The sequence below is a fragment of the Alteromonas ponticola genome (assembly GCF_012911815.1).
Taxonomy (GTDB): Bacteria; Pseudomonadota; Gammaproteobacteria; order Enterobacterales; family Alteromonadaceae; genus Alteromonas; species Alteromonas ponticola.
The window spans coordinates 389615-409245 of record NZ_JAATNW010000001.1 but is presented as its reverse complement, the minus strand read 5'-3'; the positions used below and the strand labels follow the sequence as shown (position 1 = coordinate 409245).

General features: G+C 48.1%; 16 protein-coding genes. 7 read left to right on the top strand and 9 right to left on the bottom strand.

Annotated elements, in window-relative coordinates:
* The first annotated feature begins 5 nt into the window (after positions 1 to 5).
* Entirely contained in the window at positions 6 to 419 is a 414-nt protein-coding gene (locus HCJ96_RS01725) for a SufE family protein (protein ID WP_169209294.1), read from the top strand.
* Here HCJ96_RS01725 and HCJ96_RS01720 read toward each other — a convergent pair.
* The gene (locus HCJ96_RS01720; protein ID WP_169209293.1) at positions 410 to 1648 is read right to left on the bottom strand and encodes a glycosyltransferase; all 1239 of its coding nucleotides are present in this window, start codon (positions 1646 to 1648) and stop codon (positions 410 to 412) included. The two genes, HCJ96_RS01725 and HCJ96_RS01720, sit on opposite strands and share 10 nt — an antisense overlap.
* A 65-nt stretch (positions 1649 to 1713) precedes the next feature.
* Here HCJ96_RS01720 and HCJ96_RS01715 point away from each other — a divergent pair, with 65 nt between their 5' ends.
* Together HCJ96_RS01715 and HCJ96_RS01710 are read left to right on the top strand one after the other, a co-directional pair.
* Positions 1714 to 2754, top strand: coding sequence for a 2-dehydropantoate 2-reductase (locus HCJ96_RS01715; RefSeq protein WP_169209292.1), 1041 nt, complete (start codon positions 1714 to 1716; stop codon positions 2752 to 2754).
* Between the two features lie 152 nt (positions 2755 to 2906).
* Positions 2907 to 3752 (top strand): HDOD domain-containing protein, encoded by an 846-nt coding sequence (locus tag HCJ96_RS01710; RefSeq protein ID WP_169209291.1) that lies wholly within the window; start codon positions 2907 to 2909, stop codon positions 3750 to 3752.
* On the opposite strand, the gene HCJ96_RS01705 is transcribed toward HCJ96_RS01710, so the two are convergent.
* Positions 3749 to 4567, bottom strand: coding sequence for an acyl-CoA thioesterase (locus HCJ96_RS01705; protein WP_169209290.1), 819 nt, complete (start codon positions 4565 to 4567; stop codon positions 3749 to 3751). The genes HCJ96_RS01710 and HCJ96_RS01705 overlap by 4 nt on opposite strands.
* A gap of 87 nt (positions 4568 to 4654) precedes the next feature.
* Between HCJ96_RS01705 and HCJ96_RS01700 the strand changes: the two genes are divergently transcribed.
* Entirely contained in the window at positions 4655 to 5485 is an 831-nt protein-coding gene (locus tag HCJ96_RS01700; protein WP_343034635.1) for an alpha/beta fold hydrolase, read from the top strand.
* Here HCJ96_RS01700 and glgC read toward each other — a convergent pair.
* Positions 5469 to 6746 (bottom strand): glucose-1-phosphate adenylyltransferase, encoded by a 1278-nt coding sequence (glgC, locus tag HCJ96_RS01695; RefSeq protein WP_169209289.1) that lies wholly within the window; start codon positions 6744 to 6746, stop codon positions 5469 to 5471. The two genes, HCJ96_RS01700 and glgC, sit on opposite strands and share 17 nt — an antisense overlap.
* Before the next feature lie 233 nt (positions 6747 to 6979).
* Between glgC and HCJ96_RS01690 the strand changes: the two genes are divergently transcribed.
* Positions 6980 to 7516, top strand: a complete 537-nt coding sequence (locus tag HCJ96_RS01690; RefSeq protein WP_169209288.1) for an SRPBCC family protein — start codon at positions 6980 to 6982, stop codon at positions 7514 to 7516.
* Between the two features lie 61 nt (positions 7517 to 7577).
* Here the strand turns inward: HCJ96_RS01690 and HCJ96_RS01685 are convergent, their stop codons facing one another.
* The 6 genes from HCJ96_RS01685 to HCJ96_RS01660 form a co-directional block, all read right to left on the bottom strand.
* Positions 7578 to 8480 carry a hydroxymethylglutaryl-CoA lyase gene (locus HCJ96_RS01685; protein WP_169209287.1) on the bottom strand — a complete coding sequence of 301 codons (903 nt, stop codon included), beginning with the start codon at positions 8478 to 8480 and terminating at the stop codon, positions 7578 to 7580.
* The gene (locus HCJ96_RS01680) at positions 8473 to 10485 is read right to left on the bottom strand and encodes an acetyl/propionyl/methylcrotonyl-CoA carboxylase subunit alpha (RefSeq protein WP_169209286.1); all 2013 of its coding nucleotides are present in this window, start codon (positions 10483 to 10485) and stop codon (positions 8473 to 8475) included. Before HCJ96_RS01680 ends, HCJ96_RS01685 begins: the two co-directional genes overlap by 8 nt.
* A gap of 4 nt (positions 10486 to 10489) precedes the next feature.
* Positions 10490 to 11290 (bottom strand): enoyl-CoA hydratase/isomerase family protein, encoded by an 801-nt coding sequence (locus tag HCJ96_RS01675; protein ID WP_169209285.1) that lies wholly within the window; start codon positions 11288 to 11290, stop codon positions 10490 to 10492.
* Positions 11291 to 11306: 16 nt separating this feature from the next.
* Positions 11307 to 12914, bottom strand: coding sequence for a carboxyl transferase domain-containing protein (locus HCJ96_RS01670; RefSeq protein ID WP_169209284.1), 1608 nt, complete (start codon positions 12912 to 12914; stop codon positions 11307 to 11309).
* Between the two features lie 80 nt (positions 12915 to 12994).
* Positions 12995 to 14164 (bottom strand): isovaleryl-CoA dehydrogenase, encoded by a 1170-nt coding sequence (locus HCJ96_RS01665; RefSeq protein ID WP_169209283.1) that lies wholly within the window; start codon positions 14162 to 14164, stop codon positions 12995 to 12997.
* Positions 14161 to 14568: a MerR family transcriptional regulator gene (locus tag HCJ96_RS01660; protein ID WP_169209282.1), complete on the bottom strand. Its 408-nt coding sequence runs from the start codon at positions 14566 to 14568 to the stop codon at positions 14161 to 14163. The genes HCJ96_RS01665 and HCJ96_RS01660 overlap by 4 nt, the downstream gene beginning before the upstream one ends.
* A 293-nt stretch (positions 14569 to 14861) precedes the next feature.
* Between HCJ96_RS01660 and HCJ96_RS01655 the strand changes: the two genes are divergently transcribed.
* On the top strand, positions 14862 to 16037 hold the full coding sequence (locus tag HCJ96_RS01655) for a thiolase family protein (RefSeq protein ID WP_169209281.1): 1176 nt from the start codon (positions 14862 to 14864) through the stop codon (positions 16035 to 16037).
* A 466-nt stretch (positions 16038 to 16503) separates the two neighbouring features.
* Positions 16504 to 19611, top strand: coding sequence for a S8 family serine peptidase (locus HCJ96_RS16425; protein ID WP_169209280.1), 3108 nt, complete (start codon positions 16504 to 16506; stop codon positions 19609 to 19611).
* Positions 19612 to 19631 lie beyond the last annotated feature (20 nt).

Sequence of the window (19631 nt, the reverse complement as noted above, 5' to 3'; positions counted from 1 at the left end):
TTGATATGACTCATTCGGGTGAGCTAAAGCCGCTTGCGTTAACCTTGCTGGACGCGCAAGGCTGGGACAATAAAATGCGCGCTTTGGTAATGGCCTCTAAGCATCTGCCGATGCTTGAGCAGGGGCAGCGAACGGAAACAAATCAGGTTAAAGGCTGTGACAGTGATGTCTGGCTCGACAGGGTAAGTGACGATACCACTGGATGCTTCATGGCTTATTCACCCAGTAAAGTGATCAGGGGCGTGTTGGCGATCATTTTGGAGCAGACAAATAATTTATCGCCAGAAGCTGTTGCTACATTTGATTTTGATGCGTTCGGTGATGAACTCTCGCTGTCACGGTTTTTAAGTCAGTCCAGAGGCAATGGTTTGCGTCAGGTTATCGATCGCATAAAAACACTGGCCTCCACTCAAACCTGACTTTTCGTCTTATTTTTTTCTTCAATCCATTGCGACATATATTGTGTGCTGCGTAAGCTTTGTTGCCACATGACAAACTGCAGTGGCAACGCAGCGCGGTGTTTATCCAACTGCTCAGCAAGCTGACTTATCCGCGTAACGAGGCGCGCCTTATTGTGCTTCGTGTCAAACTTTGGGGCTAGTACTTCAGCAATTCTGGCCTGCTGTTCATGCCAGTAATTTGAGTTTTCATATAATGTAACGGCCTGGTGTGCAAATAACTGCCAGTCATCGGTGACAAACCCGGGCCACTCCTTTGCTGAAGCAATACCCTCAGCGCCTACTGATGTGGTCACGCTGGGCATATTGGCATGCATAGCGGCCAATAACTTTCCCTTGATCCCCGCGCCAAAGCGAAGTGGTGCCAGCATAACGCGATGCAGGGGCAATTCCCGGGAAATGTCTTCTACCCAGCCTTTAACCCGGAACCCGCTTTTGTTGTCGTCTAGTTGGGTCGCTTTTTTGGGAGGGTAGGCGCCTAAGACGGTTAAATTGGCGTCAGGTAATTTCTGCCGGATTTTTGGCCAGATATGTTGCTTTAACTGCAATGTCGCGTCCCAATTCGGCGCGTGTCTGAAGTTGCCAATCCAGACAAAATCCTTTCGATGAGCAAAGGTGGGGTTTTCACAATGAAAAGCCGTTTCAAGTAGCGGCAAGTGCAACAGTTGCTGGTGTGGTATGTGAAATTTCTCCGTCAGCATGGTCAGTTCATGCTCCGAAATAATCAACGTTAAATCGCTGCGAAGTATTGCTGCAATTTCGCGTTGCGTGATCTCATTTTCAATATCACTTACATAGGGTGTTGGGTGACTGCGCTTTACCGCTTCATGGCGAGTATGTCTAAGACTGTGTAAATCTTCGGTATTGATAATACGGACCGCTTCAGCGCATGTGCGTTTAACCCGCCAGGAAAATTGTTCTTCTGTCATAAAGCGGTCGAAAATCACTACGGACGGGGTAAGGCGTGCAATATAATTATCAAAACTGCTGTCATTAAGCGTAATGGACTCGCAGTGGATACCTAATGCGCTGATATCGGCTTTGTGGTAACTGTCAGTGGCGGCGCTGGCGAAATGCACCTCCCAATCCGCTTGTTTAAGTGCATGAATGATGCCCATCATGTTCTGGCCAGCCGCTGATGAATTGGGTTCAGGCCAGACAAATCCGATTATTAACACGCGCTTGTTCATGCACTCTTCCGCATTACCACTATTTAGGACAGAATTGTATCAAAGAATTGCGAAGGAGTAGCAGTGTGTTACATGTCATTTTTGGCGCCGGACTAATTGGTTGTTTTGTAGGCGGTGTTCTGGCCAGCAATAATATGAAAGTCAAATTTGTCGCCCGCGACCCCTGGTGTTCGCGCTTACGCGACACAATGATATTGTCTGATTATGCGGGCAATCTACAACAGGTGAAACACGCTGACCCTTTGCTGGCGTCAGGCCAAAAAGCGGATGTTATCTGGCTCACCACCAAATGCACCGGAATCATTCCGGCGATTCGTGACCTTGAACTACTGGTACATGCGCAAACGGTAATTATCTGTTGTCAAAACGGCGTCGGAACACATCAACTTGTACAGAAGCATTTTTCACAAAACCGGGTGCTGCGCGCTATGGTGCCGTTCAATGTAGTACTGAAATCACCCAATCAGCTGCACCGGGGATCAGAAGGAATGCTCACTATTGAAGCGATGCCTGCTGATGTTGCTGAACTTGAACGTGATCTACTGGCAGCGAGCCAGCCATTGATGCAGATTGCCACCACCCCTGATATTAATGCACTGCAGTGGGCCAAGTTACAGCTCAATTTGGGCAATAGCGTTAACGCGCTGGCTGATATTCCGGTGAAAGCCATGTTAGAACAACGAGATTTTCGTCGCATCATTGCCTTAGCGATGCGGGAATTTCTTGATGTGATTAATGCGATGGACATCAAGCTACCAAAAGTTGCCAAGATTCATGGTCGTTATCTGCCTTTGCTGCTTTGCACGCCTGATTGGTTGTTTAAGCGGATTGCCAAACAAATGCTGGCCATTGATGACGATGTAAGAACTTCGATGTGGTGGGATTTACAAGCGCACAAGCAAACAGAAATTGCGTACCTTAATGGTGCGGTCGTGACGGCCGGAAAAACGTGTGGTGTTGCATGTCCGGTTAATTCATTTTTGGTAAACGAAATTAAAAAAATCGAAGAAATGACCGCTGAGCAGGGTAAATATGAGGGAGTGAACGCGTCCTCTTTATTAAAAAAACTAATGCAAGAGCTGAAAAAAGATAGCGCTGAAAGTTGAATTAGTGAAGATTATTTTCAAAAAATCAGTAAAATAGTTGCAACTGATTGGTTATATAGCCTATACGTAGTATTCAGGATAATCGCAATCATCAAAGGAGCTGGAGCATATGGCCCTTTTCGAAGTAGGGTTGCTTTCGGAGTTGCTAGTCAATGAGCGTACAAGATATTGCCGCAAATGCTAAAGAAATTTATGTATTGCCAGACGCGGTCACCCGTTTAAAAGAATGTCTCGACGACCATTCAGCGTCAATTGACGATATAGCCGACATCATCTCGTTCGATCCTGCGCTGGCATCGCAAATTCTTAAAGTATCGAACAGTGCACTTTATCGTTTTCCCAATAAAATAGAAACCATCGGAAAAGCACTGCAGGTAATTGGTACCCGTGCAGCGTACGATCTTGCGTTGGCATATGGCGTGAGCCATGCGTTCAGTGAAGTTGATGGATCGGTTATTGATTTAGATAAGTTCTGGGAACAGAGTGTCTCATGTGGTCTGTTAGCCAAGTTTATTGCCGAGCAACGGGGAATTAAAGAGCCCGAACGCTTGTTTGTTGCAGGGCTGCTGCACGACATTGGTGAGCTGGTGATATCACAATCGCAGCCAAAGCAAGCCGAACGCTGTCTGGCGTTTAATGAGCGGGTGAGTCCGGCTGAATTGCAGCATGCTATTCTCGGCTTTACTTATGCTGAATTGTCAGCCGAGCTGGTTAAACAATGGGGCATACCGGAAGGCATTTACCGGCCGATAAACCGTATCCATCAAGCGGTAAGCGAGAAGACGGTAGAAGATGAGCGAATATTGCAATTGAGTTATGTGCTGGCTCTGGATAATGTGAATCCTGAAATCTATCCAAGCTACAGTAATCTCGAACCTCATCTGCATGAGTCGCTCGCACTTGAAATGGATGATTTGGAAGATGCGCTGGATATCACTAACTTGCAATGTCTGAGCGTTATTTCGCTATTTAATCCCAGCGCATTTATGCTGTATTAATCAAATACAGCCACCGTCTGCCGACTTAACGCTACTACCTGATTGTATTTATCCCAGATTGTCGCTTCAACGTGGCCGTAGCCGTCTGCGGCCTGTCGCGTGTGCGCCTGATAGGCAAACCAGTCTTCGCCACTGATTTCGCGATGTGGATGAATAAATTCTACATTCCAACTGACGGTGCTGGCTGGAGCAGGCCATCGCAACATTTGCAACAGGGTCGGTGGCCACGCATCAATCAGGGCAATTACATGGGCATCGCGTATTTGTTGTGGTGGTTTTTTAAAGCGCATAAATCCATGGTATTGGGCTGTCTTCTTGCCGGTGAAAGGAATGCCTCCCTGGTCAATTGACAGGTCAAAGTGCTGCAGAAATTTGGGCGTAATTTTAGGGATCTGGGGAATGTACTTGCCCTTCGCCGGGGCGGACATGGCATGTTGCTGCGTATTTTCTACCGCTATTTTTGATTGCCGCGCCAGGCCAAAGCATGCTTGTGAAAAGACACTGACATTGCCTTGCTGAATAATTTCACCCGTATATTGAGACACGCTCTTACCCGAGCGCAACTTTGTAACCTTTAAAGAAAATTCAGTATCTAATGCTAATGGCCCAATAAAGTTAGTGGTGAAAGAGCGTAACAGCCTGTGGTCGTCATTTACTACTTGCTCAATGGCCGAGTAAACCAGGGCAGCTGAAATACCGCCAAACGCAGTGCGTCCCTGAGCCCAGTCTTTGGGGATCATGAGCTCATTAAATTCCACAGTAGTGTCAGAAATTGTTGAGGGTTGAGGTAAAGCAAGTAAGTCGTCTACAAACATTTGATCTGGTCAGATGAGTTGGGTTAAGGTGCATCATAACGAAATAACCGGTGTGCGCCAATAGCAGAACGACGGAAATTAAGCACCATGATGAATCAGAATGAAAATACAGTTTCGATCCAATTTGTCCATGCCAATGGTTTTCCACTTGGCAGTTATCGCACGCTTATCAATGCGCTACCACCGCATTTCCAAATTTCGGGAAAAGAAAAATTTGGACATGAGCCGCATTTACCAGTGAGCAATAACTGGCCCTATATAGTGCAGGAACTGATTGAGCATATTGGTATGCACAGTGCGGCGAACGAGAGAGTGTACCTGGTTGGACATTCGTTTGGGGCAGTAATTTCGTATATGGCAGCATGTCAAATGCCACAGAAGGTGGCAGGGTTGATGATGTTAGATCCTCCGTTAGTGACCGGATGGCGCAGTTATTTAATAAAACTGCTAAAGAAAACCCCCTTAATTGACAAAATCACTCCAGCGGGATTAGCGAAAACCCGCAACACTCAATGGTCATCTACCACCGATATAGTTGACTATTTTTCAAATAAAGCGCTGTTTGTGAACATGGATAAGCGATGTATTGAAGACTACGTCAGCAGTGCTACGCAAACTTCGCAACACTGTACACAACTTACTTTTCGCCATGATATCGAAGCGGCAATCTTTCGCAATGTAGCTGACAATCTAGATCGTTTTGCTGGTAAGCTGGCGTGTCCGGCGCTATTGGTTACTGGCGAATCATCGACCGTGTGCATGCCTGCAATGCGCGATCTGTTCATCAAACAAAATCAGTTAGCGCACGTAGTTGCGCCTGGTGGACACATGTTTCCCCTTGAGTACCCAGAGCAAACAGCCAAACTTATCGAGGACACACTAAATCGCTGGCGGTATGGTGCTATTGGTCAGGGTTAAGACCGCCAACGGGTTGCCCCAGCATTTCACGGGTAACCAGCACCACACCTTTGTCTGATACTCTGAACCCCCTTGCACGGTCGTCCTCGTGGTTATAGCCAATTACCGTTCCCTCTGGCACAACACAGCCGCGATCAATAACCACTTTCTTCAACTTACAGTGTCGCATAATTTCTACGTCAGGCAGTATCACCGCCTCTTCAATCAAGCCATAGGAATGCACACGCACGTTAGAAAACACCAGGCTTCTTCTTAAGGTCGAGCCTGAAATAATACAGCCTCCGGAGACCACAGAGTTGATAGCTTCTCCCCGCCGATCCTGATCTTCCCAGACAAATTTTGCCGGGGGTAATTGTTCCTGATACGTCCAGATTGGCCATTTTCGGTCGTACAGATTAAGTTGCGGAACCGGCGCCACCATTTCCATGTTGGCTTCCCAAAACGAGTCGATGGTACCTACATCCCGCCAGTACACGTCGCCACCGGCTGATTTTTCAAATGGATATGCAAACACCTTGTGATCTTTAATAATTGCAGGAATGATGTCCTTGCCAAAGTCGCGTTCTGAGCCTGAATTTTGTGCATCACGCAACAGTTGGTCAAATAAAAACTCAGTGTCAAATACGTAATTACCCATTGAAGCCAGACAACGGTCTGGATCATTAGGCAATGGAGTAGGGTTGGCAGGTTTTTCCTGAAAACCATGAATACGATAGTTCTCGTCCACCGACATAACGCCAAACGCACCTGCCGCCTCCTGGATGGGCACAGCCATACAGGAAACCGTCATTTTGGCATTGTTTTCAACGTGATGGGCCAGCATATGGCCGTAATCCATGCGATAAATGTGGTCTCCCGATAATACCATGACATACTTGGGGAGCTCATCGCGTATGATATCAATATTCTGGAAAACCGCATCAGCGGTTCCTTCATACCAGCTTTCTGAAAACCGTTGAGAGGCGGGTAAAATTTCCACTGATTCGCCCAGCTCTTTTTTGAAGTGTCCCCAGCCACGGACTAAATGGCGAATAAGCGAATGGGATTTGTATTGGGTGACCACACCAATCCGACGGATACCTGAATTAACACAATTTGATAAAGGAAAATCGATGATGCGAAATTTTCCACCAAAGTACAGTGCCGGTTTGGCGCGCCAGTTAGTAAGCTCATGCAGTCGCGAACCCTTGCCGCCTGCCAATATCAGTGCGTATGTGTCGCGAGTTAAGTTGCTGATATAACGTGAACTTTTGTCTACCATGGGGCGGCGCTCCTTGTAAATGACACGTTACTTCTGTGTCGAGACTTAACACTTGTTATTTAATTATCTTACACACTAACTTAAAATTAGCCAGTAAAGTCCTTTCGCAGCAAAAAGATAGGATTCGTAAACGAGTGATTCGGTTTTTTTTATTACGGGGTTGATGCTTTTTGCTGACAAATGTTAATGAGTTGTTATAAGGTTGTAGGGTTAACTTATACATGGAGAGAGTCATGTCAGCGTTAAAGAAAGTTTTGATTGCCATCATTGCACTGTTTGTGATTGCGGTTGTGGTAGGTTTTACTTTGCCAAAAGAGTATGAGGTAAAGCGCACTATCGTTATCAATGCGCCACCGCAAACCATTTATTCGCAGGTAGTCGATTTAAAGGCGTGGCCGAAATGGGGGGTATGGTTTAAGCGCGATCCTGCCATGGAAGTTACCTATGAAGGGCCTGATCGTGCTATTGGCATGCGTTCTGAGTGGGTGAGTGAAAGTGAGGGCAGTGGCCAGATGGAAATTACTGAGCTGGAGCACAATAAAAAAGTAGTTTACAGCCTGTATTTTCCTGAATTCGATATGGGCTCTACCGGTTTGTTTGAGCTGGAGCCCATCGGCGAGGAAGGCACCCGCGTGACCTGGATTGATAAAGGTAAAGTGGGAAATAACCCGGTCGAACGTTATTTCGTGCTGATGATGGACGACATGCTCGGGCCTGATTTTGAAAAAGGTCTGGAAAATTTAAAAACGGTGTCAGAGAACCAAAGCTGATTACAACGGTAAATGAAAATAGCGCCAAGTGGCGCTATTTTTTTGTTTGTTGTTTTGCGGCTCAGCCTAGTGCATTGGCAACCTTAGACGAGGCAGGACGTTGAATAACCTGACTGATCATGCGCGCTGCATGTACCAACTTAGGTAAGTCAATGCCGGTTTTGATGCCCATACCATCCAGCATATAAACCACATCTTCTGTCGCCACGTTACCACTTGCGCCTTTTGCGTAGGGGCAACCGCCTAAGCCAGCAACCGCGCTGTCAATGGTGGCAACGCCATGTTGCAAGGCAATGGTCAGGTTAGCAAGAGCCTGGCCATAGGTATCATGAAAATGAGCTGCCACCTGGTTTACAGGAACCCGTTTCAACACAGCTTCCAGCATCATCGCGGTTTTAATCGGGGTGCCAGTACCAATGGTGTCACCCAGTGAGATTTCGTAACAACCCATATCCAGCAATTGTTGACTGACTTCGGCCACGGCCTTTGGCTCAATGGCGCCTTCGTATGGACAGCCCAGCACGCAGGACACATAACCGCGTACTTTTACGCCCGCTTTGTGGGCCGCTTCAACTACCGGCTCAAAGCGCGTGAGGCTTTCTTCAATTGAGCAGTTAATATTGCGTTGCGAAAAGCTCTCTGACGCAGCGCCAAACACGGCCACTTCATCGGCACCTGCTTCCATGGCGGCTTCGAACCCTTTCATATTAGGCGTTAACGCTGAATAGGTTATTGCACTATTGCGTTTAATACGCGCAAACACGTCAGCCGAATCGGCCATTTGCGGCACCCATTTGGGCGACACAAAACTACCCGTTTCTATTCGCTTCAGCCCTGCATTAGCCAGGTTATGCACCAACTCGACTTTATTCAGCGTCGAAACCCTGGCTTTTTCGTTTTGCAGTCCATCTCTGGGGCCAACCTCAACGATGCTGACCTGAGCAGGGTAGTGTGCCTTATTCATCCTGTTCAAACTCCAGCAATGGGGCACCACCGTCAACCAGCTCACCGGCCTGATAGAAAAATGATGTCACCTTGCCTTTCGCTGGCGCTTTGATGCTATGTTCCATTTTCATCGCTTCCATGACCATCAGAGTGGCCCCTTTCTCGACGATTTGTCCGGCTTCTACAGTTAATTCTACGACAGTGCCGTTCATTGGTGCGTTGAAACCCTGACCGCTGGCGGCGTCATCTTCAACACCCAGGTCAGGTGTCTGATGGGTAAAGTGATACGCCTCGTCCGCGGCAAACAAGACAAATTGGTTATCCCGTTGAGACCAGGTAAAGCGCTGGCGATGTCCGTCTAAATTAACCATCAGGCTGTGTTCAGACAGTTCACCGGAAATCACCCACTGGTTTGACCGATAACTTACCGTCCAGGTATTGGTGGTAAGCCCGGCCTGTCTGTCATTTAACACGCTGACATTCAGTTCAAAATCGTTACCTGCATAATGTAACTTAAGCGTTTGTTGATGCAATTCGTTGGCGCGCCATGAAGTAGGGAGTGACCACGGCGAAGTGGGGTCGCCATCAGACTTCAGTGTTTGCTGCTGTTCTGAAAGTAACATCAACGCCGCCATCATCGGCAGCTTTTCCACATTTGCGCTCACATCATCAGCGAATAAAATCTGCTTGTTTTTTTCGATGAAGGTGGTGACCAGATCCTGCTCGCGAAATGGCTTACTGGCAGCCACGTTGTATAGAAATTCGATGTTGGTGGCGACGCCATCGATATAATATTCCCGCAACGCTTTAAGCAGACGTTGCAGCGCTTTATCACGGTCCTCGTCCCATACCACCAGCTTTGCGATCATGGGGTCGTAATAAACGGAAACTTCATCGCCTTCCAAAACGCCGGTGTCTACTCTGACGTGTCTGTCCTCCTGAGGAGGCTGTAACAATGACAAACGGCCTGTTGAAGGCAGAAAATCATTCTCTGGATCTTCGGCGTAGATACGCGCTTCAAACGCGTGTCCGTGCATGGATAATTCGTTTTGCTTTTTCGGTAGGGGTTGACCTTGCGCCACGTTTATCTGCCACTCAACCAAATCCTCGCCGGTGATGAATTCGGTAACCGGATGTTCTACCTGTAGACGGGTATTCATTTCCATGAAATAGAAACTGCCGTCTTTGTCGTACAGAAACTCCACCGTGCCTGCGCCAACATAATCAATCGCCTGGGCGGCCTTAAGCGCAGCTTCACCCATTTGCTGGCGAATGTCTGGCGCCAGTCCAGGCGCCGGGGCCTCTTCAATCACTTTCTGGTGTCGTCGCTGTACCGAGCAATCCCGTTCAAACAGGTAAACACCGTTGCCGTGTTGATCACAGAAGACTTGAATTTCCACATGGCGGGGCTGGGTCAGGTACTTCTCTACCAGCATGGTATCGTCACCAAAACTGGCGCTGGCTTCACGCTTGGCGGCAGCCAGCGCTTCTTTAAATTCCTGTTCCGCATTAACCAGACGCATCCCTTTACCACCGCCGCCTGCTGCGGCTTTTAACAGGACCGGATAGCCCATGTCGTCAGCGGATTTTTTCAGCAGACTTTCACTTTGATCATCACCGTGATAGCCGGGCACCAAGGGTACGCCTGCCTTCTCCATAATATGCTTAGCCGCGGACTTCGAGCCCATGGCTTCAATAGCTGAGGTAGGGGGGCCAATGAAAATAATATTGTTTTGCTTACATTTTTCCGCAAAGGCCGCGTTTTCAGACAAAAAACCGTAACCTGGGTGGATGGCATCCACATTCAGTTTTTTAGCGGCTTCAATAATGCGGTCCGCGACCAGATAGCTTTCTTTGGAGGGCGCGGCTCCAATATGAATGGACTCATCAGCCTTGTGCACATGCAGTGCGTTTGCGTCAGCATCTGAATACACTGCAACGGTAGCAATGCCCATTCTGCGCGCGGTTTTAATTACCCGACAGGCAATTTCTCCGCGGTTTGCAATAAGAATTTTTTTAATCATGTGGTTAGCTCTCCTGCCATTTTGCCGGACGCTTTTCCAAAAAGGCATGCAAGCCTTCCTGACCTTCTTCTGACACGCGAATATCGGCAATCATTTTACTGGTGCGCTGCATTAATTCAGCTGTGACAGGCTGGTTGGCTACTTCGCGTATCAGCTGCTTTGCCTGAGCGACCGCGTCAGGGCCGTTCTTGACGATTTGATCAATTAACTGATCAATGGTGACGTCCAGTTCTTCTTCCGTCACTGCCTCACTGAGTAAACCTAATCGTCTGGCGCGCTGTGCTGAAAACACTTCAGCGGTCTGGAAATAGCGACGACAGATACGCTCACCCATGGCTTCAATAACATAGGGGCTGATGGTCGCTGGAATTAAGCCGATTTTCACTTCACTTAAGCAGAATTTGCTCAGCTTGCTGCCGATGGCAATATCACAACACGCCACCAGGCCAACTGCGCCGCCAAAGGCAGCACCCTGGACCCGGGCGATGGTGGTTTTGGGCAAAGTATGTAAGGTGTGTAACATGGTGGCTAAAGCCATCGCGTCTTGTTCGTTCTCAGCGTGGCTATAGCCGGCCATGCGTTGCATCCAGCTTAAATCTGCGCCAGCACTAAAACTTTTGCCCTTCGCCTCAAGCACAACGGCGCGTACCTTATTGTCGGCGCCCGCTTGTTTGAAGGTGTCGGTAAGCAAAGCAATCATATGATCGTCAAATGCATTATGTTTAGCTGGCTTGTTTAACGTTACAAAAGCCACGCCGCGCTCATCAACGCGGTAGAGAATAGGTTGTTCTGTTGTAGTGTCCATTTCAACTCCTTGCGCGTTACATGCGGAAAACACCAAAGCGGGTGTCTTCAATAGGTTTGTTTAATGCTGCGGATAATGAAAGCCCAAGTACCATGCGCGTGTCAGCAGGGTCAATCACGCCGTCATCCCATAAGCGGGCTGAGGCGTAGTAGGGGTGACCCTGGGATTCATAGGTATCAATAATTGGCTGTTTGAATGCTTTCTCTTCTTCTTCTGACCAGCTTTCATCCACTCTGGCTTTCTGATCCCGTTTCACCTGGGCCAGCACTCCGGCAGCCTGCTCACCGCCCATAACGGAGATTCTGGCATTGGGCCACATAAACAGGAAACGCGGATCATATGCGCGTCCACACATGCCATAGTTACCCGCACCAAAACTTCCGCCGATTAACACCGTCAGCTTGGGTACTTGTGCACAGGCCACTGCCGTAACCATCTTGGCTCCGTGCTTGGCAATACCGCCTGCTTCATATTGTTTTCCGACCATAAAGCCGGTGATATTTTGCAAAAACACCAGCGGGATCTTGCGGGTGGCGCACAGCTCAATAAAGTGCGCACCTTTTAATGCACTTTCACCAAACAAAATTCCGTTGTTAGCCACAATCCCAACCGGGTAGCCAAAAATTCGCGCGAAACCGCATATTAAAGTAGTCCCATAGAGGGGTTTGAATTCATCAAATTCCGACCCGTCCACGATCCGCGCGATAATTTCTTTTACATCAAAGGTTTTACGCGCATCTTTGGGCACGATGCCATAAATTTCGCTGCTTTCATAAAGCGGGTCGCAACTGGGCTTGATGTCCATGTTGATTTGCTTTGAGCGGTTTAATCTGGCGACAGCATCGCGGGCTAATTGCAGCGCGTGATGATCATTATTGGCCAGCTGGTCTGCGACACCGGAGGTACGGGTATGCACATCACCGCCGCCCAGTTCTTCTGCAGAAACCACTTCACCGGTTGCCGCTTTTACTAAAGGAGGCCCACCTAAAAAGATAGTGCCTTGTTCCTTAACTATAATGGACACATCAGCCATGGCTGGGACGTATGCACCACCGGCGGTACAGGAGCCCATCACCACCGCAATCTGCGGAATATTTTTCGCTGACATGTTGGCCTGATTAAAGAAAATGCGGCCAAAGTGGTCTTTGTCTGGGAAGACTTCGTCTTGTCTCGGCAGATTCGCCCCGCCCGAATCGACCAGATAAATGCACGGCAAGTGATTTTCTTCCGCTATCGCCTGCGCGCGCAAATGTTTCTTAACGGTAAGAGGGTAGTAGGTGCCGCCTTTGACGGTTGCATCATTGGCAACAATCATACATTCAACCCCGGAAACCCGGCCGATACCGGCAATCACACCCGCACCCGGCACATAGTCATCGTAGACTTCCCAAGCCGCTAACTGACCTATTTCCAGAAAAGGTGAGCCCTTATCAAGTAAGGCATTTATGCGGTCCCGGGGGAGTAATTTACCTCTGGATTGATGGCGCTCATTGGATTTTTCACCGCCACCTTGTTTAATTTGAGCAATCTTTTCCTGCAGGTCATCAACCTGCTTTTGCATATGTTGCGCGTTTTCTGCGAACGCTTCAGATTTTGCATTTACCGCAGTACGAAGAATGGGCACGAGTTACCCTCCTTTTGATCCTAAAAAAGCCACGAATACTGTTTGCGTATTCGCAGCATTAACGTGCGTTATATCGCGTTTTATTCTGATTCTTTAAACAATTCACGGCCGATCAGCATGCGGCGAATTTCAGACGTGCCAGCGCCGATCTCATAGAGTTTGGCGTCACGCAGCAAGCGACCGGTAGGGTATTCGTTAATGTAGCCGTTACCGCCTAACAACTGAATCGCATCTAACGCCATCTTCGTGGCCAGCTCCGCCGAGTACAGAATGGCACCAGCAGCGTCTTTACGGGTGGTTTCACCCCGGTCACAGGCTTTGGCTACGGTATAAACGTAAGCGCGTGCAGCATTCATCTGAGTGTACATATCAGCCACTTTACCCTGAACCAACTGGAATTGACCGATGGATTTTCCAAACTGCTCGCGGTCGTGAATATAGGGTACTACGGCATCCATACAGGCCTGCATGATGCCTAACGGGCCACCAGACAATACTAAACGCTCATAGTCCAGACCACTCATCAGTATGCGAACCCCTTCGCCTACATTGCCCAGAATGTTTTCTTCCGGTACTTCACAATCTTCGAATACCAATTCACAGGTATTGGATGAACGCATACCTAATTTGTCGAGCTTTTGTGCCTGACTGAAACCTGCAAAACCACGTTCGACGATAAATGCAGTAATCCCCTTGGGACCGGCTGCCGGATCGGTTTTAGCGTAAATAACAAAGGTGTGTGCGTCCGGGCCGTTGGTGATCCACATCTTATTTCCATTTAAGATGTACTTATCGCCTTTTTTCTCCGCTCGCAGCTTCATACTGACCACATCAGAACCTGCGTTAGGTTCACTCATGGCCAACGCACCAATATGCTCACCCGACACCAATTTAGGCAGATACTTTTCACGCTGGGCATCGTTACCATTGCGATAGATCTGGTTCACACACAAGTTAGAATGAGCACCATAGCTTAAGCCAATCCCAGCGGAAGCCCGGCTGACTTCTTCCATGGCGACCGTATGCGCCAGGTAACCCATGTCCGAGCCACCGTACTGTTCAGATACGGTAACACCCAGCAAGCCCATGTCGCCTAGCTTTGGCCACAGTTCATTTGGAAAAGCGTTCGCTTCGTCCGCTTTTTCGGCCAGGGGGGCGATCTCTTTTTGCGCAAACTGGTAGACGTGATCGCGCAACATGTCGATATCTTCGCCCAGATCAAAATTCAGCGTAGGGTAAGGGGCATTCATACTATATTTCCTCTTTTCAATTCTGCCAGTTCTTCGCGACAACGTCCCTCGACGTCGTCCAGTTCGTTCATCAACATCTGAATATCGTGTAACTGTTGTCGAAGAACCGCACGTTTTTGTTCGGTCAGCGCCAGCATTGTCTCAAGCTGCATCGCTGAATTCGGGTTTGAATCGTATAATTCGAATAAGTTTTTTATTTCCGCTAACGAAAATCCCAGTCTCTTTCCTCTGAGTATCAATTTCAATCGGACTCTGTCTTTGCCAGTGTAAATTCGGTTCTGGCCTGTACGCTCGGGACTCATCAGGCCCTGTTCTTCGTAAAAACGAATAGAACGGGGGGTGATGTCGTAATCTCGTGCCAGTTCACCAATCGAAAAAGTTGGCTCCTGCTGTTGGCTACTCATGACTGGCTACCTCATCAATAATAGGATGCGTTCTGTTTGTTCTGCGATTTTTCTTGTAAAGCTTTTTACACAGCGCCGCGCTTTACCACAAACGATGAAATTGACACGCAGAGTCTTCAGGTTTACGTTAACGTAAATTGTAATTAACGTTAAGGTAAAGTAACGCAAACGGTTCGTCAATATCTGGCAACCTAGCGTTACGATAACGGGCCAACGAACAAACCTTAAGTACTATAGGCGAGTGTTCACGCCTTAAGTACACTTTAAGCAGAATTAATTAAAGAGGAGATGGTATGAATACCGATTCTGTAGTGATTGTCGCAGCAAAGCGAACTCCAATGGGCAGCTTTAATGGCGGTCTGTCTTCCGTATCAGCAACAGAGTTAGGCGCAGTGGCAATTGGAGCTGCCTGCAGTGGCGTTGATGTCAATCTCGTTGATGAAGTCATCATGGGTTGTGTGCTGCCCGCAGGTTTAGGTCAATCTCCGGCACGTCAGGCTTCATTAAAAGCAGGCTTGCCCTTAGGTGCGGGTGTCACCACAATTAATAAGGTGTGTGGTTCTGGCTTAAAAGCCGTGATGATGGCCAGTGACCTGATAAAAGCAGGTAGCGCAGAAGTCGTACTGGCGGGGGGCATGGAAAGTATGTCAAACGCACCTTATATGCTGCCAAAAGCAAGATCGGGATATCGTATGGGCCACGGCCAGGTTATCGATCATATGATGCTGGACGGGCTGGAAAACGCGTACGATGGCCAGGCCATGGGCTGCTTTGCGCAGGCTACCGCTGATAATGAAGGCATTACCCGTGAAAAGATGGATGAATTTGCCCTGAGCTCTTTGTCAAAAGCCAATGCGGCTATCGAATTAGGTGCATTTAAAAATGAAATTGCGCCAGTCACCGTTACCTCTCGCAAAGGCGAGACTGTGGTTGATACCGATGAAGGTCCAGGCTCAGCGCGTCCTGATAAAATTCCTCAACTTCGTCCGGCTTTTAAAAAGGATGGTACCGTCACTGCCGCCAACTCAAGCTCCATCTCTGACGGTGCTGCCGCTTTGCTGGTAATGAGCGAAACCAAGGCGAAAGAGCAGGGCATGCAGCCTATTGCCAGAATTGTTGCCCATGCTACCAACTCAATTGAGCCAGAGAATTTCACGGTGGCCCCGGTAGACGCGGTCGAGAAGGTACTACAAAAAGCAAACTGGAACAAAGATGACGTTGATTTGTTCGAAATTAACGAAGCTTTTGCCATGGTCACCATGTTAGCAATTAGCAAACTGGGTTTGGATGAAGCAAAAGTGAACATACATGGAGGGGCGTGTGCATTAGGGCACCCGATTGGTGCATCAGGTGCACGAATTCTGGTCACCCTGCTTCACGCGCTAAAAGCGAAAAATTTATCTAAAGGTGTGGCGACATTATGCATTGGCGGTGGCGAAGCTGTCGCGCTTGCAGTTGAGATGATGTAGCTCTGTGGCCCGCTGTTTACTTGCTATACAGCGGGTCGTAAAATTTCCTGACATGTAAAAAGATCGTTAAATATCCCAATATTAACCGTTTCATACTAATTTACTCTAATCATAGAAATGCCCATTTCGTTTATTACGTCAATTTAATCATTCAGAAGATTAAACCCCCTCCTCATTGTCAGTATATTTTACAGATCAAAACCTGAAATTTTTTCATGATTTAGTAACGCACTGTTTTTATTTGTTATTTTTAAAGTGGCACGGTTTATGTTTGTTAAAAATTTGTTTTTCAGCACCGAGCTGGAAACATAACATTCTAATAATAATAAAAATAAGCCAACCGAATCTTGTAGTTAGATTCACAAAGAGCCATCGGGGTTGTTGTATTGATGGAAGTCGTATCGGCTTTATTCCCTACATCCCTCCCTGATAAGAATGATAAAAACTGTGTCATCGGGAGACGCAAATGATATTCAAAAAAAGTGTTGTTGGGACAATGGTGTCCCTGGCTGTTACTGCTTCACTCACTGCAGCAGCATCCGCCCAGGAAGTACTTCCTAATACCCCTATTGTAAGCAAGAACGCAAATGCCACCAATGGTGTTAAAGCCTCTGGTTTATATATCGTACAACTAAAACAACCAGCCGGTATTGCTCAGGCTGAAGCATTAGGCGAATTGATTCCAAGCAACCAGTTAGTTGCGCAGGTTGGAAACCGCTACAACGCGCAATCGTCACGCATGAAAGCCTACACCAAGGCATTAAGTGCTAAACAGGACAAATTGGCCAAAGACCTTGGCAACGTGACTGTGATTCACAACTATGTGCACAGTTTCAACGGTTTCTCAGCAAAACTAAACAAATCTCAAGTTGCTGCATTGCGTCAGCATCCTGATGTAGCCAACGTATGGGAAGATGAATTACATCAACCTACCACATCCAACACTCCTGAGTTTTTAGGTCTGACCGGTGCCGGTGGCCAACATACTTTAGGTATCAAAGGTGAAGATGTCTTCGTTGGTATTTTAGATACAGGTATTACACCTGAAAACCCAAGTTTCGCCGATGATGGCTCTTATTCAGACCCGGCTGCGCTAGGCTGGACGGGTGCGTGCGACCAAGGCGAAGATGCAACTTTTGCCTGTAACAATAAATTAGTTGGTGCGCGTTATTTCAAAGACGCGTTTGAATCTGTGTACGATGTACAATACGCATTGGGCGAAACTGCATCGCCGCGCGATTCAGATGGCCATGGAAGCCATACCGCAGGTACGGCTGCGGGTAATGAAGGTGTTACCGCTATTAAAAATGGTGCAGAAATTGGTGTTATGTCGGGTATCGCCCCGCGTGCGCGTGTTGCCATGTACAAAGTGTGCTGGAACTCAGATTACACTACACCTGAAGGTGATGATGAAAGAGGCTGTTTCTACGGCGATACCATGGCCGGTATCGATCAGGCGGTAGCTGATGGCGTCGATGTTATTAACTATTCAATCGGTGGCAGCCGCACAGATTTGACTGTTCCGCCCACCGCCGCCATGTTGCGTGCTGCAGATGCAGGCGTATTCGTATCGGTATCTGCGGGTAACTCAGGCCCTGATGTGGAAACGGTTGGTACGCCAGCTCCATGGGTTATGTCAGTAGCCGCGTCTACCTATGATGGTATGCGTGCAACCAACGCACTGGAAGTCACCTCGCGTGACCCAAGTGACAAATATTCATTCACTGAAGGTGCTATTACTAAGCCGCTACTTGAGTCTGGCCCAGTTGAAGAAACACTGGTAATCGCTGAACCGCTGCTAGGCTGCTTCGCCGATGGCGAAACAGCAACTCCATTAGATAATGCGGCAGAAGTCGACGGAAATGTTGTACTTATTTCCCGCGGAGCCTGTGCATTTGACCAAAAAGTTGAGCGTGCACAGCTTGCAGGTGCTAAGGGCGTTGTTGTCTATACCACCACCAGTCCGATTACCGTGATGGGTGGTGAGTTTGAAGCAGAAATCCCTGGCGGCATGGTATCAAATGCTGTAGGTGAGTCGCTGAAGGCCGCCATCGAAGGCGGTGAGGAAATGACCGTACTGATGAGTGCAGGTTCATTCATGGAAGTAGCAGAAGAAGGCAACATCATGGCCGGCTTCTCATCGCGTGGCCCTAATGCGTCTACTTACGATTTAATCAAGCCTGACATTACTGCACCGGGTGTGAACATTCTTGCGGCAACGTCTTCTACACCGATGTTTGGTGCACAAGGCGAACAGGTTCGTTACTTAAGCGGTACGTCAATGTCATCACCCCATATTGCGGGTATGGCTGCGCTGCTTAAAGAACAGTATCCAGACTGGACGCCAGCGCAACATAAGTCAGCGCTAATGACCACTGCTTATCAAGATGTAATGAGAGCAGGTGGTGAAGTGGCAGCTGATCCGTTCGACTTTGGTGCTGGTCATGCTGACCCGGTTCCAGCAATGGACCCACGCCTGACGTATAACACAGAATATGCTGACTATTTGGCATTCTTGTGTGGCGTTGGCAATACCGGCTTTGTTGAAAACACCTCGGCAACCAATTGTGCTGAGTTACAGGCAAACGGCTTCTCACTGGATCCAAGTCAGTTGAACTATCCGTCTATTGCGATTGGTGATTTGCTGTCTTCGAAAACTGTTTCGCGTACCGTTACTGACATGACGGGTGCGGGCGGCAGCTACACGGTTTCCATCGAAGGTCTGGAAGACTTAGGTGTCGAAGTTGCGACTTACGATGGTGCCGGTGTTGAGACTGCTAGCGATCTGCTTGAAGTTACTGCAGATGGTAAAGCAAGCTACAGTATAACTTTCACTCGCGATGATGCTACGCCTATTGGCTACCATTTCGGTGCAGTAATACTGGAAGCTGCTGACGGCACTACTGTGCGCAGCCCAGTTGCCATCAACGTTGGAATGATTAAAGACATTGACGTTCCAGAGTACTTGTCACTTGATTTGAACCGTGGACGTGCATCGTTCCCTGTGCAGATGCTGTATTCAGGTCGCACCAGTCTTGATTATGCTGGGTTTGTGCCTGCCACTAAGAGCGCTGCTACTGTCAATGACCAGGGCTATAGTGTGATGGGGTGGGCTGTACCTGAAGGAACAAAAGTTGCGCGCTTTAAGCTGTCTAACGAAGACACGGCAGTGGCAGGCGCAGACTTAGACCTGGACGTTTTTGCTTGTAATCCGTATCCAAGTAACTGTGTCAATGTAGGGTCGTCAGGTAATGTCGATTCCAACGAAGAAGTGTTACTGGTTAATCCAGAGCCATTAAATGGAGCAGGTAACGCATTCTATGTAACACAAGTCTTCGGGTTTGGTTTAGCAGGTGAAGCTTCTACTGATTATACCATGTCAGTATGGACACCAAGTGCACCTAATCCAAATACCCGTGTTATGGGCTCTTCGCGCGCCATTGAAGACCGTTTCAATATGATTCGTGTATTGACTCGTGGTCTTGACAGCGAAGAAACCTACATGGGCGGCGTCACCTTCTACAATGAAGAAGGTGTTGCTCAAGGTACCACAGTAATTCAATTAAACCCTTAATCGGCAGTACAGGGCGCGTA